This is a genomic window from Pseudoalteromonas sp. Z9A6 (assembly GCF_011378805.1).
GTDB lineage: Bacteria > Pseudomonadota > Gammaproteobacteria > Enterobacterales > Alteromonadaceae > Pseudoalteromonas > Pseudoalteromonas distincta.
Genome location: NZ_WTKZ01000017.1, coordinates 20,643 through 36,758 on the forward strand (window position 1 = coordinate 20,643; position 16,116 = coordinate 36,758).

At 38.1% G+C, this 16,116-nt stretch carries 16 protein-coding genes; 5 read left to right on the plus strand and 11 right to left on the minus strand.

Annotated features, from left to right (window positions below; translation table 11 throughout):
* Positions 1-258: 258 nt before the first annotated feature.
* The 4 genes from GQR53_RS08725 to GQR53_RS08740 all read right to left on the minus strand — a co-directional run bounded on the left by GQR53_RS08725 (position 259) and on the right by GQR53_RS08740 (position 3,398).
* Positions 259-405, minus strand: a complete 147-nt coding sequence (locus GQR53_RS08725) for a hypothetical protein (RefSeq protein ID WP_165743633.1) — start codon at positions 403-405, stop codon at positions 259-261.
* Positions 406-813: 408 nt separating this feature from the next.
* Positions 814-1,905 carry a hypothetical protein gene (locus tag GQR53_RS08730; RefSeq protein ID WP_331461830.1) on the minus strand — a complete coding sequence of 364 codons (1,092 nt, stop codon included), beginning with the start codon at positions 1,903-1,905 and terminating at the stop codon, positions 814-816.
* Positions 1,906-2,061: 156 nt separating this feature from the next.
* A complete protein-coding gene (locus GQR53_RS08735; RefSeq protein ID WP_165743637.1) occupies positions 2,062-2,358 on the minus strand; it encodes a hypothetical protein in 297 nt (98 codons plus the stop codon).
* Between the two features lie 35 nt (positions 2,359-2,393).
* Positions 2,394-3,398 (minus strand): YHYH protein, encoded by a 1,005-nt coding sequence (locus GQR53_RS08740; protein WP_165743639.1) that lies wholly within the window; start codon positions 3,396-3,398, stop codon positions 2,394-2,396.
* Between the two features lie 186 nt (positions 3,399-3,584).
* Here GQR53_RS08740 and GQR53_RS08745 point away from each other — a divergent pair, with 186 nt between their 5' ends.
* The gene (locus GQR53_RS08745) at positions 3,585-4,343 is read left to right on the plus strand and encodes a sulfite exporter TauE/SafE family protein (RefSeq protein WP_165743640.1); all 759 of its coding nucleotides are present in this window, start codon (positions 3,585-3,587) and stop codon (positions 4,341-4,343) included.
* A 176-nt stretch (positions 4,344-4,519) separates the two neighbouring features.
* Here the strand turns inward: GQR53_RS08745 and GQR53_RS08750 are convergent, their stop codons facing one another.
* A complete protein-coding gene (locus GQR53_RS08750) occupies positions 4,520-5,155 on the minus strand; it encodes an NAD(P)-binding oxidoreductase (RefSeq protein ID WP_165743642.1) in 636 nt (211 codons plus the stop codon).
* A 182-nt stretch (positions 5,156-5,337) separates the two neighbouring features.
* Positions 5,338-5,661 carry a hypothetical protein gene (locus GQR53_RS08755; protein ID WP_004335602.1) on the minus strand — a complete coding sequence of 108 codons (324 nt, stop codon included), beginning with the start codon at positions 5,659-5,661 and terminating at the stop codon, positions 5,338-5,340.
* Between the two features lie 318 nt (positions 5,662-5,979).
* On the opposite strand from GQR53_RS08755, the gene GQR53_RS08760 reads away from it, so the two are divergent.
* Positions 5,980-7,461, plus strand: a complete 1,482-nt coding sequence (locus GQR53_RS08760) for an OmpA family protein (protein ID WP_165743644.1) — start codon at positions 5,980-5,982, stop codon at positions 7,459-7,461.
* A 57-nt stretch (positions 7,462-7,518) separates the two neighbouring features.
* Here the strand turns inward: GQR53_RS08760 and mnmC are convergent, their stop codons facing one another.
* Positions 7,519-9,528 (minus strand): bifunctional tRNA (5-methylaminomethyl-2-thiouridine)(34)-methyltransferase MnmD/FAD-dependent 5-carboxymethylaminomethyl-2-thiouridine(34) oxidoreductase MnmC, encoded by a 2,010-nt coding sequence (gene mnmC, locus GQR53_RS08765; RefSeq protein ID WP_165743646.1) that lies wholly within the window; start codon positions 9,526-9,528, stop codon positions 7,519-7,521.
* Between the two features lie 179 nt (positions 9,529-9,707).
* On the opposite strand from mnmC, the gene fabB reads away from it, so the two are divergent.
* On the plus strand, positions 9,708-10,919 hold the full coding sequence (gene fabB, locus GQR53_RS08770; protein ID WP_165743648.1) for a beta-ketoacyl-ACP synthase I: 1,212 nt from the start codon (positions 9,708-9,710) through the stop codon (positions 10,917-10,919).
* 101 nt (positions 10,920-11,020) lie between these two features.
* Here the strand turns inward: fabB and GQR53_RS08775 are convergent, their stop codons facing one another.
* Positions 11,021-11,386, minus strand: coding sequence for a hypothetical protein (locus GQR53_RS08775; protein ID WP_024596750.1), 366 nt, complete (start codon positions 11,384-11,386; stop codon positions 11,021-11,023).
* A 51-nt stretch (positions 11,387-11,437) separates the two neighbouring features.
* On the opposite strand from GQR53_RS08775, the gene GQR53_RS08780 reads away from it, so the two are divergent.
* Together GQR53_RS08780 and ggt are read left to right on the plus strand one after the other, a co-directional pair.
* Positions 11,438-11,980 (plus strand): GNAT family N-acetyltransferase, encoded by a 543-nt coding sequence (locus GQR53_RS08780; RefSeq protein ID WP_165743650.1) that lies wholly within the window; start codon positions 11,438-11,440, stop codon positions 11,978-11,980.
* 98 nt (positions 11,981-12,078) lie between these two features.
* Positions 12,079-13,752 carry a gamma-glutamyltransferase gene (gene ggt, locus GQR53_RS08785; protein WP_004335612.1) on the plus strand — a complete coding sequence of 558 codons (1,674 nt, stop codon included), beginning with the start codon at positions 12,079-12,081 and terminating at the stop codon, positions 13,750-13,752.
* 46 nt (positions 13,753-13,798) lie between these two features.
* On the opposite strand, the gene GQR53_RS08790 is transcribed toward ggt, so the two are convergent.
* The 3 genes from GQR53_RS08790 to GQR53_RS08800 all read right to left on the minus strand — a co-directional run bounded on the left by GQR53_RS08790 (position 13,799) and on the right by GQR53_RS08800 (position 16,114).
* Positions 13,799-14,641 carry a Tim44-like domain-containing protein gene (locus GQR53_RS08790; RefSeq protein WP_165743652.1) on the minus strand — a complete coding sequence of 281 codons (843 nt, stop codon included), beginning with the start codon at positions 14,639-14,641 and terminating at the stop codon, positions 13,799-13,801.
* 163 nt (positions 14,642-14,804) lie between these two features.
* A complete protein-coding gene (locus GQR53_RS08795) occupies positions 14,805-15,557 on the minus strand; it encodes a DUF3379 family protein (protein WP_165743654.1) in 753 nt (250 codons plus the stop codon).
* Entirely contained in the window at positions 15,557-16,114 is a 558-nt protein-coding gene (locus GQR53_RS08800) for a sigma-70 family RNA polymerase sigma factor (protein ID WP_033011540.1), read from the minus strand. Before GQR53_RS08800 ends, GQR53_RS08795 begins: the two co-directional genes overlap by 1 nt.
* Between the last annotated feature and the right edge of the window lie 2 nt (positions 16,115-16,116).

A 16,116-nucleotide genomic window follows, 5' to 3' on the forward strand; every position in this document is an offset into this window, starting at 1 on the left:
TTCATATTAAAATATTTTACTAAGTTACTGCTTTCCAATAAAAATTTAAATACAAAATATATAAAAGGGCCTTACAGCCCTTTTATATATAGTCAGTACTTCATCACAAGCTTAATTCCATACTGACATCAATTAATCATCTAGCTGCTCTTGCCAATCATCAGGTCTTTCGTCTTCACCACGGCTTTGCCAGTAAGCATCATTTTCAGGGTTTAATTGGTTAGAGTGGTTATCTGCGTCATGCTTATCCATACTATTTCACTCCTTTGTTAGCGTTTTTTCTGCCGCACTCATAGCCTTTGCTGCAAATCCATTGTTAGCAATTCTGCCACCATTGTTTTTTGCCTCATTGCTAACAATACGACTGGCTGCATCTGGTGTCATTGGGACCTTTTTGTGACTCATTTCTTTTTCTTCATTAGGTTTAAAAGTAACAGGCAGACTTCTATGCCAACGAAATGAATTATGGATGAGTCACATTGACAATGGGCGGGGGAAGCGAGTCCAAATTGAAATTATTTTTAAATTCCCCGATTCGTCGGAATGGCAAGGTTTTAAAACTGGGGATAAATTAGCTGGTTACTACAACTCTATGGCTGTAAATACGAGTCACACTAAGAGTAGAAATTCAAAAATACACCATTTATACACAAATGATTTTAAGTTGTTGTTTTTAAATAACTAGGCGGGGGTTCAAATCCCCCCAGCTCCACCAATAAAGGTTTTTGAATTCGTTATTCGAAAACCATAAGAAACCCGCAAATTTGTTAATCCAAATTTGCGGGTTTTTTTATGGAATTTATAAAATAAAGTTTAAGAATGTCTTATTGCGCGTAGCTTCATTTTTATTGCAATCACAAGCAGGCTGAATAACGACAGCATACTTATTAATAACGTTAGGTTAAGTATGGGGTTACTTGGCTCGTAGGTAGTGACAGGGGAGTTGTTTGTAGTTTGCGAGTTTTGATATTGCCTAATATAGCTTTGGCTGATCCAATCTACCGCGTTTATCCATTGTACTTTGCCGGGATCAGTATTGTTTAGCATCCCTATTGCATGTTTATCGTTATCTAAGCCTTTTGAAAGTTGTACCAGTTGCTGCCAAAATTTATTTTTAGGGCCTAGGTCATCTATTTCTTGCAGGTGCTGTTGTAATTTATCGCCCCCCATCGTTTTTATATCAGCTTGTCCTGTACTTTGCGCGTAGCTATTTATCAGCGATGAAAAGCGACTAAAGTACTCATTACTTTTTTGTTGTGTAAGGTTAACTGTTTGATCGTTTGTTACTTTTTGTGTTGGTTTATTTAGGCTATTTTGATCAATCAAATATTGTTTATAGTTTTGGTAACTTAAGTTATTTGTTGTTGTGTTATTTAGGGTGCCAAAGTTATTTTTAAGTGCATTAACACTGATCACTACGCCTATTATGGTAATAATACAAAGTGCGCAATAGCAAAAGTACAATGCGCTTTTTAAAGTGTTACGCAGTAATTTATATTTATTATAACTTTGCTTAATAGCTGCAGCTGTATTTGGGGCTTCACCTGTATCTAGGCGTTCATTTTGTATTGAGATATTTTTGCCGCTAGTGCTTTCACTAATGTGTTTATCTGTATTTTTACTGTGCTCAGTGAGTGCTATTTGATTATTTTGAGACTTAGAGGTTACAGTAGAGGGTTGAGGTTCTACATTAGTAATCAAACCTAGCTTTTTTAGTGAGGATTCTGTTTTAACAGCATCAATACTCGATAAGTCTTTTTTTAAAGCGTAAGCTTTTCCATCAAATAACTGAATAACAATATTATGAGGAATATTAAGAAGTTGGCTAAGTTTTTCTTGGGCAGAGGTAATGTCAGTATTTTGATATAACTGACCATTAAAAACAATTTTAAATGTGGCGCTCACGTTAGTACCTTGCTTGTGTAATTCCATTTTTGGAATTTTATTTTTATTATTTGATACACAAAGCTAACTTAACAGATAAAGGGTATGCTTTCTAATGATTTGCGATTAAAAAAGCCTTAACAAACAGCGTTAAGGCTTTGGCGTGTAGCTGTTACTTTATCGTTTAGCGAGTGATTTTACAGATTGCTTTTGGTCACTTGCTGGTTGGGTTGCTTTGTCTATTAATGTTTCAAGTGGTTTATTTCGAACGCACATAAGTACTTTGTTCATTGCTTGGCATGTGCCTGTCGCTTTTTTATCATGGCTTGTGTAGCTGCAATCTTCATTAATGGCTTTTGCTTCACATGCTTCCCAAGGCGCATTTGAGCCGTGGCCTGCATGACTTAGCGTAGAGCATGAGGCAGCAAGTAATAAGCCAGTGGTTAGTGCTTTTATTACGTTAAATATTTTCATTAGTATCTCAGTTAATTATTTGGCCAAAATGTGCGTTATCTTGCGGTAGCACCTTTAAAGCAACCAATAAACATGTTTTCAGATACGTCGGCTGCATGGTAGTGGTAACCGCGTGTATCGTCGGTGTGGCCTCTACATTCGTCTAAATCAGTGGGTTCTAATCCATCTTCGTTAAGCATGCCAAATATACCAAATCCATCGAGTGCATAACCCATCATGGCGGCATGACCGTCTGATTGAATTTGTGTTTGGCTACAGCCTGCTTCACCGTGATAGTGATAACCTGCTACTAAGTTAATATGGCCAGCGCAATCATCAAAGGCTGCAATAGTGTATGCGCCTAAAATAGCCTCAACAGGGGCTGGTGCAGCAAGTACAACACCATTGAGAGCAACACCTACATTAGCGTTACCAATACTGCTGTTTTGAGTGGTTGCAACGGGCGTTATTGGTATTAAAAATGATTCTGATATACCGCCATCAACATAATCAATAGAGCATTCTACGCAGTGGTTTTGGTATTGTTCTTCTACGTTTGGACGTGCAGCGCCATCACACGATTCTTGTGTGTCTGTTACATTTACAAGGCCTGTACCTTCGTCGTATAGCTGCCAATGACTATCGTTATATAATGTAGGAAGATTTAAAATAAAGTCACCAGTTATATCGTAAACCTCACCGGTGCCATCAAACCAAATACCGGCTTCGTCTGCTGTTGAGGTGATATTTTGAGGGCAGAATACACCAATCTCGTAATTTGAAGGTGCACCGGCAATATCAATTTTGTAGCATGATGCTTCATCGCCATTACTTAGCGTACATGTTTGAGTGGTAATAGATGAAATGAGTGCATCGCTTTCAAAGTTAAAAGGGTCAACTTCTACAACAAAATCGGTTGAAGTATCTGTTGTAGTTCCCTCATCGGTGGTTGTTTCAGTTACGACGCTACTTTGAGTATCGCTACCGTTACAGGCAGCTAAACTCAGTGCAAGTATACAAACAGCAAGCGGTGCTAAAATTGGTGCGTTAAGTTTTCTCATCAGAAATATCCGGTAATGAAGTTGAATGTATAATATTTGTTAAATGTGCAAACAAAGTGCAAAAACAACGCAACATAATACATTGCCTGAAATAGAGGCTGACAGCGCTAGCTATAAGTGTATGTTGTACCTTTAATTGTTTAAGATACTGCGACTTTAAAGTACCTAAATAGGCAGTGGAGTTTTATGGACTTTTTATTTCCCGACAGTATGTCTTTATTTTTGCTTTTATCGTTGATAATTACAGCTGGGTTTACTTCTTTTGTATCTGCTGCATTTGGTGCGGGTGGCGGATTAATGCTGCTTGTTGTTATGGCGTCGTTTATGCCTATGGCAGTTGTTGTGCCTGTGCATGGTTTAGTACAGCTTGGCTCTAATGCAAATAGGTTATTACTCAGCTTTAAGCATATTGATAAAAGCATGTTTGTATATTTTGCGTTAGGCGGCTTAGTAGGGACGGGGTTATCAAGTTTTGTTATTAATGATATATCGCTTGATGCTATGAAGTTAGTGGTCGCTATTTTTGTTATTTATTTACTGTGGGGTAAAACACCGCCAGTAAAATTAACCTCTAAGTTATGGCGTATGGTCGCCGGTGGCATAACGACTTTTATTTCTATGTTTGTGGGAGCGAGCGGGCCATTAGTTGGTAGCTGTTTATATATAAATAATTACGAAAAGTTAAAATTTACGGCAACGTTTTCGAGCATTATGAGTGTGCAGCATTTATTAAAAGCGGTAATTTATGGTGCTGTTGGCTTTAGCTTTTGGCAATGGATGCCGCTTGTAATTGCTATGGTAATAAGTGGTGCTGTAGGTACTTGGTTTGGAATTAAATTACTTAAAAGGATGGCTGGGGATAAATTTAAGCGTATTTTTAGAGTCGTTTTAACGTTATTAACGCTACAACTCGGTTGGCAAGGTATTAAAATATTACTCCACTAATTTACTTAGTGGAGTAAATTTAATTTTATTAAACATAAATCACTTAAGCGAATTAAATAACTCATTGCCTAAAAACTACCGATGCAGAGCGACTACACTGTAATTTTTTGCCTTATCGATGAACTATACTAATCTGAAATAATTGTTTATACGTTTAAATAAATTGGTATTAAAGCTTATTTAACAGCGGCTTTAATTGGTTTGTCGCCATCAAATAACTCAAAAATGCGGTTACTAATAAATGAGTTAGTCGCAATATGTAATAATGCATTGGCTACGTTTTCACGGCTAATTTTAGCCTCAGAACGATCACTTGGGCGCTGCGTCGTTACTTGCATTGAAGCGCTATCATCAGTCAATGTACCAGGGCGAACAATGGTGTAATTTAAACCACTATTGATTAAGTGCTCGTCAGCCATGTGCTTAGCAACTAAGTAAGGTTTTAAATCACCTTGAATCGAATCTGGGTCGTCTGCACCGATTGAGCTGACCATAATAAAGTGTTTAACGCCATGTTCTTTAGCAAAGGTAGCTGCTTTAGTTGCAGCCCATAAATCAATAAGTACAGTTTTATCATCGCCCGTATTTCCGCCAGAACCTGCAGCAAAAATCACTTGGTCACAGCCTTTTATTGCTTCGCCAAAATCGCCTTCAAGATCTTGCTCAACAATAGTTAAAAAAGAGCTGTTTAAATCACTTAGCTTATTTTTGTCACGCACTAATGCCACAACATTTTGCTCATTTTTTAAAAGTAGCTCAGTTGCCATTTTACCTATTTGTCCGCTTGCGCCAATAATTAGGGTCTTACTCATAATTAACTCCTTCCAATAAATAGTAAAAGTAATGTGCTTACAAATATACCTTGGGGTAGGGGATAATTTTTAAAGGGTAAAAAAGAGTTTAAATGAGCTAATTTCAAAAAATACTTTAATTAAAATTAAATACTTAACTGAGCATTAAAATTAGCTACTTTTGGCGTGTTTTTTAGAACTTTTTATTCAACCATTATACTTACTTCGGTCACATAACTACGGCGATATAGACTAATACGAACTTTATGTTCTTGGTAATTATAAAACAAAGTGCGATATGTATTATTGCCGTTTGTTTTTAACGGCTCACCTAATTTTTGCTGATAAAAGCGAGCGATATCAGAAATTGAATCTGTTAAATAACCAGTGCGAACCATTGGGTATTCACCTGCTACATCCATTGTTGTAACAAACTCTTCAGGAAGTGGGATTTCAGTGACGTTTTGGCTAAGTACATTAAACGATAGAGTGCATAGCAGTATTATTAAAAATGCTAAAGTTTTCATTAAAGTCCTTTAAATAATAAATTCCATTTATTGGTACTCATTTTACCTCAATAAGCACCTTTGTCATTTAAATTTTATTACGAATTAAATCTCGTACTATAAACCGAGCAGGGTGAATAGCTTGGCTTACACGTTCGCTTAATGGGCGGGGTTCATTATTTAAACAACTTATTAACCGACGCATTATACAACTCTTAATATGGCTGCACTCCAGTTACACGTTGAAGTTTGAAAAAGTTACGCAAATAAGGATCGTTGAATTAAGTTTGCTCATTAGGCATAGTGCTAATGTAAACTAATACTTTAAAAGGAATTTTTATGAAAAATAATATTATCAAAGTACTTTTAATTTGTACTACCTACCTGTGCTGCATATTTAACCTGCAAGCAAAGCCATTATTAACGGCTTACCCCGATGCGAAATTAGAGAGAAAAGTCACTTTATCGGGTGAAGAAACACAACTTGTATCAGCCTTTAACCCTGCGCTAAAAAAATCTCAGCAATGTGAATATAAGACATTTGTTGGAGATGTAAGTCATTTTTCTTATCAAATAAAGAATGTTGCTTCTTTAAAGGTAATGGAAAACTACAAAAACGCTTTAAGTGACGCTGGATTTAAAGTTTTGTATACATGTTCTTTAAACGATTGTTATGAAAAGCGAGAGGATAAATTGCTAGCCGAAGAGTCGAGCTATTTCAACGTGTCTAGTTATTACGGACAGCCACATTATATTTACGCAACAAAAGGAGAGGTTCCTGAGGCTGCCATTTCGTTATTTGTTGGACAATATAAAAATACGACACAAGCGCTTTTGACGACAGTTAATATTAAAGAAATTGAAACTGGGCTAATAAAAGCTGATTTTGAAGCATTCAAGAAAAAAGTTAGTGATAAAATAAAAAAATCTACACATGAAGATCTTAAAGGTTCTGCAGATCATCCTTTATTAAGTCGTTATCCCGGTAGCTATATTGAGGATTATCAAAATGTTGACTATGAAGAGTTTAGCATTCCAACTGGAAAATTTGATAAAAAAGCGAATGCTTTTCCTATACTTGATGTTACAGGTGATTTAACGCGAATTACTTATATTGCGAATAAAGTATCGACGCTAAAAATTTATCATAACTATGTGAGTGCTTTAACCAAAGAAGGTTTTGAAACCGTATTTTCTTGTCAAAAAGATAAATGCGGTACAAAAAGAAAAGAGATTCAAGCATTAGGCGATAAGCTGGCAATTAAATCTGTTAGTAATTACTTTCGCGGACCTAGATATCAAGTTATGAAAAACACTCTAAATGAGCAAACTACCTACGTTGCCTTTTTTATAGGTAACTATAATGGCGATTCTCGTATTCAGCTTGTTGTTGCTCGTACAGAGCCCTTAGTGACAGGCTTAATAGAAACGAATAGTGATAAAGTTCTTGAGCAGTTAGAGCAAAAAGGAAAGGCGTCTATTTACGGTATTTTATTTGATTATGATAAAGCCACTATTAAAGCTGAATCTAAAGAGGCGTTAGATGTTATTGCTCAAGTAATGGAAAAAAATAAAAAGTTGAGTTTATATGTTGTTGGACATACTGATGATAAAGGCTCGCCTGATTATAATTTAAACCTTTCAAAGCGCCGTGCTGATGCGGTTGTTAACGCATTAATTGCTGATTATGGGGTAGCTAAAGCAAGGTTATTAGCTCAAGGCGCAGGTCCTTACTCACCCGTTGCAACTAATAAAAATGATTTAGGTCGTGAACTAAATCGCCGTGTTGAATTAGTTGAAAGGTTGTCTAGTTCGAAATAATTTATGTTTTTAATTTATATGCACATTAGACCTATTGTTTTAATGTGCATACCTCATTTAAATTTTATTACGAATTAAGTCTCGCACTAGAAACCGAGCAGGGTGAATAGCTTGGCTCACACGTTCGCTTAATGGGCGAGGCTCGTTATTTAAACAACTTACGAGATGTTCTGCACTTAGCGGTGCGCTACATAAAGCGCGGGCGCCAAAGCCGGTAAATATATGTAGGCCTTGTTGTGGCTTATTAAGTTTCTCATATTGATAGCGTTTACCTAAACGTAGGTTAGCAAAAGCCATAGTGTAATCACTTTGTTCACACCATTGCCCAGCCATTGGTAGGTGATCTATAAATGTGCAGCGAACAGCTGCTTTTGCCGAGGTTATATTGCCAAGGGTAGAGGCAAATTCACTTTGCTGATAAAAGCTAAGTAGTTGCTCTTGGTTTAATTGGTTGTCGAGCGCTGTAACTTGACGGCTTTTAGTGTTTTTTTCAAATGTGGCACCCATGCAGTGATGATCTAAATAAGCCGGGGTAAAATACCCTTTATGGCATAGCACTGTTTTAAGTTTGCGTGATTGCTCACTTGCCTCAATATGTGAAACCTGACCGCGCACGCCTACTATAGGTAGCGCTTTTGTTTGCTCAAATGCATCACTGTGCTCGCCTGCACAAATAATTACATCGCTAAAAGGGCCTAGCTGCTCATCATTCGTTAATAAAAACCAACCGCTATCAGTTTTTTTAAGCTGCTTTATATTGCAGTTAAATACGCTTTTAAATGGGCTTATGCTATTTGCAGCGCTTAACATGGCGTTTACTAATTGTGGCGGGTTAACCCAGCCGCCTTGTTCAAAAAACATGCCCGAATAACCTGTTTTTACGCCTGCTATTTCGTCGCCTTGCTCTGCGGTTACGTTACGCATTAGCTGGGTTGGCCACAGTTGTTTTTGTGCTAGGTTTTCGTGCTTATCAGCTAGAGGCTTTTTTACTGCGTGTTGTAATACGCCGCACCAATCGTAATCAAAATTAAAACCACTGCTAAGTAAGTTGTTATACAGGCGTTTGGCGTATAAAAAGCTATGTGCAAACAATTCGCTGTGCGGCGAGTTTTTTGCTTGTAGGTGAGGGTAAATAGCACCTTGTACATTGTGCGATGCCCCCATAGCTGGTTTTTCATCTTGGCAGAGTAATTGGCTTGCTATACCTCGTTTAGCCAAACTATATAAAATGCAGCTACTGGCTATACCGCCGCCAATGACCGCTACATTTTTTAAAGCGCTGCTATCTTGATGAAAATATGCAGGAGCTGATTGAGCATCATCTACGCACTCTAGTTGGCCAACAAGCATATCTCTTTTTTGGCCAAAGCCTTTGGCTTTTTTAGTATTAAAGCCTGCATCAATTAATCCACGGCGAACAAAACCTGCTGAAGTAAATGTTGATAAGGTGGCGCCTGTCCTTGATATATTGACCATAGAATTAAATAAACTTTGCTGCCACATTTCGGGGTTTTTACTTGGTGCAAAACCATCTAAATACCAAGCATCAACAATTCCTGATTGCGGATAGCTCATTGCTTGTATTGATTCAAGTGCATCACCAAAGTATAAATCGAGAACAACAAGTCCATTGTCAAACTCGAGTCTGTGGCATCCTTCTAAATTAATCGGGTATTGTTTAGATAATTTGTTACTAAAGTCGCTTAATGAAGGCCATGCCAGTAGCGCTTTGTTTAAATCATCTATGTGCAGTGGATATTTTTCAAATGAAATAAAGTGTAAGCGTTTAACACCATTATCTAATTGATTTTGAACTTGTTGACGTGCAACGTGGTCAGTAAAGCGTTGCCATGTATTTAAAAAGTTTAAACCTGTACCAAAGCCGGTTTCGGCAATAACAAAATGTGGCTGGTCATGATTTTGTAATCGTGCATCTATATTATTTTGCTCATAATACACATAATGCGATTCAGCTAAGCCATCGTCATTAGAAAAATAAATATCACCGAAGTCATTAGCGAAAGGTGTACCTAAGTTATTAAAGTGTATATGTGCATTTTTGATCATAATTTTTTAATTTTATAGATATATTTTTTAATTATTTTACGGGTTTTCTTTGAAATAGTCTGGCGTTATTTATAAGCTAGCAGTTCAGAGTACAAGTGTACGCTAGAAAGCTGACCACTTAGGTGATTAAATTCGCGTAAAATAGAATGCAATTAAGTATTAAGCTAAGGGAATTACCCATGAGAAGAGCTGTAATTACAGGTATCGGTGTTGTATCAAGTATAGGTAACAACAAAGAAGAAGTATTAGAATCGTTAAAAACGGGTAAAAGCGGCATCGCTTTTAATCAAGAATTTGCCGATTATAAGTTACGTAGTAACGTATCGGGTAAAATTGATATTGACGTTAAAGCACACGTTGACCGTAAAGCAATGCGCTTTATGGGAGATGCTGCTGCTTACTCTTATATTTCAATGCAGCAAGCAATTGAAGATGCAGGCTTATCTGACGATCAAGTGTCTAACGAACGTACTGGTTTATTAGTTGGCTCAGGTGGTGGTTCGTCTAAATGGCAAGTAGAAGCTGCTGACATTTTACGTGAAAAAGGCGTAAAACGCGTAGGGCCTTATATGGTGCCACGTACTATGGCAAGCACTACATCAGCATGTTTAGCAACACCATTTAAAATTAAAGGTGTTAACTATTCAATTAGCTCTGCTTGTGCAACATCTGCGCACTGTATTGGCCACGCTGTAGAGCAAATCCAACTTGGTAAGCAAGATGTAATTTTTGCTGGTGGCGGTGAAGAGCTACACTGGACATTAGCAATGGAATTTGACGCTATGGGCGCACTTTCTACTAAATACAATGAAACACCTGAAAAAGCATCTCGTACATACGATGCTAATCGCGATGGTTTTGTTATTTCTGGTGGTGGCGGTATTGTTGTCGTTGAAGAACTTGAACATGCACTTGCACGTGGCGCGCACATTTACGCTGAAATTGTTGGCTACGGTGCAACATCAGATGGCTACGACATGGTTGCTCCATCGGGCGAAGGTGCAGCACGTTGTATGCGCCAAGCTATGCAAGATGTAGATAGTATTGATTACCTAAATACGCACGGCACATCAACGCCTGTAGGCGATGTTAAAGAGTTAGGTGCGATACAAGAAGTGTTTGGTGGTAAATCACCAATGATCAGTGCAACTAAAGCAATGACAGGTCATGCATTAGGTGCTGCAGGTGTTCACGAAGCTATTTTCTCATTATTAATGCTAGAGCACAGCTTTGTAGCACCTTCAATTAATATTGATGAGTTAGATGAGCAAGCAGCAGGTTTAGATATTATTACTGAGCGTCGTGACGTTGAGTTAAATACTGTAATGTCTAATAGCTTTGGCTTTGGTGGCACAAACGCGACTTTAGTTATGAGTAAGTACAAAGATTAATTTGAGCTTATAAGTCCTATATGCAAACGCATATCTGGATTAAATAGCCCAAAACAAAAAAGGAAAGCCTAGGCTTTCCTTTTTTATTATCGAAAGTTTAATTAACCTTCGTTATGTTCTTGACGCGCTTGCTCAATTTCGTCAGCAATTTCTTGCGCTTTTTGCTTAGTTTTTTCAGTTAACTCGCCAGCAGCTTCTTTGCTTTTAATCCATGCGTCAACCGCAATCTCTTTGCCGTCGTCGTACATGTCTAAGCCCATTGCTTTACTTTGCTCTAATAGCTCGTTTAAAGACTCGTCATTTTTAAGATCGTTAGTTGTCTCTTTAACGTCGTTCCATGCATCACCAAGCTTTTCTTGCATTTGTGCGCTTTTATCTTTTGCATCTTCTTTTACTTCGTTGGCATCTTCACAACCAGTTAATGTAATTAAAGTGCCTAATAAAGCTAAACCTGCTAATTTATTCATGTGCTATCTCCTTTAGAGACTGATAATTAATTCGAGGCAGACTATACAACAATGAAAATGAACGCCCCCGTAACAAAACGATTAAATTTTAAATTAATGAATGAGCATGATTGGCCTCAACTATTTGAACTCGATCAAGACCCAGCTGTAATGCAGTATTTAACACGAGGTGAACCTACCTCTTTAGAGCAAATCAAAAATGAGGGAGTGCCTCGTATGCTCGCATATCGAAATGAGCTTAAAGGCTGGGGGCTGTGGAGTATCACTATAAAGCAAACCAATACATTTATAGGTTGGATATTAATAAGGCCTATGTGCTTTTTTACTGATGCACCAAACTACAGTGATATTGAAATAGGCTGGCGCTTTAAGCAAGCAAGTTGGGGGCATGGTTATGCAACCGAGGCGGCTTTAGCATTATGTGATGAACTTATAAAGCAAGATGACATTAAGGCGATAAGTGCAACGGCACTAAAAGATAATACGGCCTCTATAAATATAATGAAAAAGCTAGGTCTGCAATTTATGAAAAATTATACACATACAGACGAGCAAGGCGACTTACCTGCGGTGCTTTATTCAAAAAATGTTTAAAGATGATTAAATATCAACAGTATAAAGATTGACCTGTCCTTAAGTGACGTGCATTAATAAGAATGCGTAACTAAAAAATAATAAATTAAGGATGTTGTATGGGATTGTTTTTTGCACCAAGTAAATTAATTGTCAAAAGTGTGCTGGTTTTACAGTTCGCTGCTTTTAGTGTTTTAGCGCAGCCTTTATCGCAAAGCGCGGTAGCAATGCCTGACTCGTTCAGTGCCGATGCTGCTAAAAGTATATTAGAGCAAGGCGGTAATGCTGTTGATGCGGCTATTACGGCACAATTTGTACTTGCAGTAACGCTTCCTGAAGCCGGCAATATTGGCGGCGGGGGATTTATGCTTATTCAAAAAGATGGCAAGGGCGATTTTATAGATTATCGCGAAACAGCGCCAACAGCGGCTCATCGTGATATGTATTTAGATGAGCAAGGTAATGTTATTGCAAACAAATCAATATATGGTATTCACGCAAGCGGTGTACCTGGCAGCGTAGCGGGCATGTGGCTTGCCCATCAAAAACATGGCACTTTAAAGTGGGAAGAATTAGTACAACCAGCGGTAACGTTGGCTGAGCAAGGGTTTGTAGTTCCGCCTAAGTTAGCAAAAGGTGTGAGCAATTATATAGCCCACCTAAAAGAGCAAAAAATAAATGTAAACTTCGAAAAATACTTTGCTGATGTAAAAGCTAATAAAGTATTTAAGCAACCCGAGTTAGCGGCAACGCTAAAGCGTATCCGTGATAACGGCCAAGATGGGTTTTATAAAGGCGAAACTGCAAATATTATTGCTAAATTTATGCACCAACATGGCGGTATAATTAATCAAGATGATTTAAAAGGTTACACCGCTAAATCACGTACACCTATTAAAGCGAGTTGGAATGGTTATGAAGTACTTACTTCTCCACCGCCGAGCTCAGGTGGTATTGCTATTTTACAGTGGCTTAAAATGTATGAGCTACAAAAACCAGATGCGGGCTTAGCGCATAACTCTACTCAGTATGTACACTTACTTTCTGAAATAGGTAAACGTGTATTTGCAGATAGGGCGGAGTATTTAGGCGATCCTGATTTTTTTGATGTACCAGTCAACGCATTAACTAATATTAACTACCTCAAAGAGCGCAGTAATGGCATTTCGTTAACCGCTATCTCGACTACCGAAAATATTAAACCGGGCCTTAAAGAAAGTGAGCAAACTACACACTTTTCAATCGTTGATAAAATGGGTAACGCTGTCGCAAATACCACCACAATAAACTTAGGGTTTGGTAGCGGTGTAGTTGTTGAAGGTGCAGGGTTTATTTTAAATGATGAAATGGACGATTTTAGTGCCAAACCAGGCGTTATGAATGTGTTTGGTGCAATAGGCGGCAAAGCTAACGAAATACAGCCGCACAAGCGTATGCTTAGCTCTATGACGCCTACAATACTCCTTAAAGACAACACCGTTAAAATGGTGACAGGCTCGCCAGGTGGCACAACAATTATTAGCTCTGTGTACGAATCTATTTTAAATGCGGTAGAGTTTGATATGACTGCAGAGCAGGTTGTAAATAGCCCTCGTTTTCATCATCAACTGTGGCCTAAAAATATAATTAGAACACACATAGGTTTAACCGATAGCGTAAAAGCAGAGCTTACAAAAATGGGTTACACCATAGATGAGAACCACTTTGGTGACTTACACGTTATTATTAATAAAGAGGGCCAATTAGATGCCGCTTCTGAAGCATCAGGACGTGGTAAATCAATTGTTTTTTAAATAAAAAACACCGCGTTAAGAGCGCGGTGTTTTAAACAATATAAAATTATTGAGTATCAATTAAATCTTCAACACCCACTATTAGCCATGGAGCGTCGTCTGAAATTAGACGCTCTAAGTGCCAAATTTCTAAAATAGGCTCTTCTTTTTTATCGCCTAAATCACGGTACTTACCTTTAAAGCGAACACTAACTTGCCACGATTGCGTGTTTGTATCTGCGCGCACAAGTTCGGCATCAATAAACATCACTTCTGTTTCTACGCTTTGTATAGCTTCACGTTCAGCTTTAAACTCGGCAACAAGTGCAGGGCTTAAGTATTCAGCCATTGTGGAGTAATCGGCATTGTTCCATGCAGTTTGTAGCGTATGGTAATGACTACGGGCACCTTGCAAAAAGCCATTAACGTCAAAGTTAGGTGGTAAATTAAAAGGCACACTTTCACCTTGTGGGGCGCTGCTTGCAAAGCCTGTACTTGTTGGTTGCTCGATAGGTGCTTGTTTAAAAGCATTTTGCTGAGCACTTGTACTTGCACTGGCAAGTTGTGGGGCACGATTAGCACGTAAAAAGCCCGTTACTAGCTTAAATAAAATAAAGAGTCCGCCAGCTAATAAAATAATTTCTAATAGCTGAAAACCTTCAAAATCGTCGCCTAACATTGCTGCAATTAAGCCACCCGCTAAAAGCCCTCCAAAAACGCTTGCCATAATGCCTTTTTTATTTGATGTGGCTTTAGGTGTTGTTGTATCTGTTTGCTGTTTTTGCGCTGTTTGTTGTGTTGCAGGTGTCTGTCCGCGTTTACTACTGCCAAACTTTTTACGTGCGTGTGCATCAAAACTGGCAGTACATAATAATGCCAATAATGAAAAAATAACGATGATGTTCTTCATGAAATACCCTAATTAAAATCGAGCCGCGATTATAATTTACTTTCTTTAGAAATTTAATTAATTACTTTAAAAATCAGAGGTTTTGGGTATAAAGGGAGGGTTTATTAGAGGGTATTTAATAAAAAAACCGCTCAGTAGAAACTAAGCGGTAAATTTGTCTATTTTAAAGCCAACGAATAGCGCCAGTAACGCGTTCGTTATAAGTATCTAGAGGTGCTCCAAGACTTGCTACTAAAATAGTATCAGCTTGTGAGCCACGATTAATGTGACCTTCAAAGCGCTCATCGCGGAAGCTGTCATCTCCAAAACCAAATGATTTATTTTCAGAAGGCACTATAAATACCGTCATTGGACCAAAATCAGACTCAAATATTAAATGCAGTCCTTTTTCGCCTTTAAAATCACAAAACATGGCATAAGTTACAGCGCCAGGAAGCTCATCAAGGTGACCACCTAATACTGCAAGCTTGTCGTTAACGCTTTGTAGGCTAATGGGCTCTTTTTTATCAAGCGCATTAATTTCGTAGTACACATGGGCAAGCGCATGCTCACCTGCTTCGTGTGCAATATTTTGCTCTGTACTAAAAAAGAAGGCACTAATCGCCACTACAAAAGACGCTGCTAACGCAAGATGTACACGATCAAACTTAAAACGCGATCGAGCATCAACCACGTTTTTACCAGTTGCTTGTTCTTCTTGGAGTGCTTTTTCTTTTAACGATGTGTTTAAAAGAATGCGGTCTGCAAGATTTTCAGGCACAGGTATATCTAAAGAATCTCGAATGAATTTATCAAAACCTTTCATATCGTTAATAAAACTTTGTCGCTCTGGGTTATTGTCAGCAAACTCCATAAGCTCCTTGTCAATGTCGTTTGGCTGCGCAATAGTGCGGCGACGAAACTCAAGTTCATCCATTATTTTGATGCCCCTTTAAGTTGTTCATCATCACGGCTTAAAGCCTCTTTAAGTTGATTTCTGGCACGGTATAAACGAGTCATTACCGTGTTTTTATTTAAATTAAGTATGCCTGCAATTTCTTCACCAGAGCAGCCCATTACAACTTGCAGTAATAATGGCTCTCGGTATTCATCAGATAGCAGTGCAATCTGGCGTTGAATTACCGTTTGTTCCATTTCATCGTCTAATGAATGGCTGGTTTCATCAACAAGCGTATCGTTTTCTACGTCGCTGCAATCAAACTGTTTACGTTCAAATCGGCGTGCGTTTTCTCTTCGTAATATAGTAAGCAGCCAAGGTTTAGCTGCCTTTTGATCAAGTAAAGAGTCGAGTGAACGCCATGCGCGTAAAAACGTTTCCTGTACTAAATCATCTGCTATGTGCGGATCACGGCATAACCAATAAGCAAAGCGATAAAGCTCTTTATTGTAAACGTGGACCAAGGCTTCATAACGCTTTTGTTTCTCTGCCATATCGATTAAGACCTGATTGTTTGATTTTTTCTTTCCAAGCATAA

Coding starts and splice junctions, on each gene's coding strand:
- mnmC (WP_165743646.1), bottom strand. CDS start 9,528: ATGATCAAAAATGCACATATACACTTTAATAACTTAGGTACACCTTTC.
- GQR53_RS08745 (WP_165743640.1), top strand. CDS start 3,585: ATGGACTTTTTATTTCCCGACAGTATGTCTTTATTTTTGCTTTTATCG.
- GQR53_RS08740 (WP_165743639.1), bottom strand. CDS start 3,398: ATGAGAAAACTTAACGCACCAATTTTAGCACCGCTTGCTGTTTGTATA.
- GQR53_RS08795 (WP_165743654.1), bottom strand. CDS start 15,557: ATGGATGAACTTGAGTTTCGTCGCCGCACTATTGCGCAGCCAAACGAC.
- GQR53_RS08780 (WP_165743650.1), top strand. CDS start 11,438: ATGAAAATGAACGCCCCCGTAACAAAACGATTAAATTTTAAATTAATG.
- GQR53_RS08725 (WP_165743633.1), bottom strand. CDS start 405: ATGAGTCACAAAAAGGTCCCAATGACACCAGATGCAGCCAGTCGTATT.
- GQR53_RS08755 (WP_004335602.1), bottom strand. CDS start 5,661: ATGAAAACTTTAGCATTTTTAATAATACTGCTATGCACTCTATCGTTT.
- ggt (WP_004335612.1), top strand. CDS start 12,079: ATGGGATTGTTTTTTGCACCAAGTAAATTAATTGTCAAAAGTGTGCTG.
- GQR53_RS08775 (WP_024596750.1), bottom strand. CDS start 11,386: ATGAATAAATTAGCAGGTTTAGCTTTATTAGGCACTTTAATTACATTA.
- GQR53_RS08790 (WP_165743652.1), bottom strand. CDS start 14,641: ATGAAGAACATCATCGTTATTTTTTCATTATTGGCATTATTATGTACT.
- GQR53_RS08760 (WP_165743644.1), top strand. CDS start 5,980: ATGAAAAATAATATTATCAAAGTACTTTTAATTTGTACTACCTACCTG.
- GQR53_RS08735 (WP_165743637.1), bottom strand. CDS start 2,358: ATGAAAATATTTAACGTAATAAAAGCACTAACCACTGGCTTATTACTT.
- GQR53_RS08800 (WP_033011540.1), bottom strand. CDS start 16,114: ATGCTTGGAAAGAAAAAATCAAACAATCAGGTCTTAATCGATATGGCA.
- GQR53_RS08750 (WP_165743642.1), bottom strand. CDS start 5,155: ATGAGTAAGACCCTAATTATTGGCGCAAGCGGACAAATAGGTAAAATG.
- fabB (WP_165743648.1), top strand. CDS start 9,708: ATGAGAAGAGCTGTAATTACAGGTATCGGTGTTGTATCAAGTATAGGT.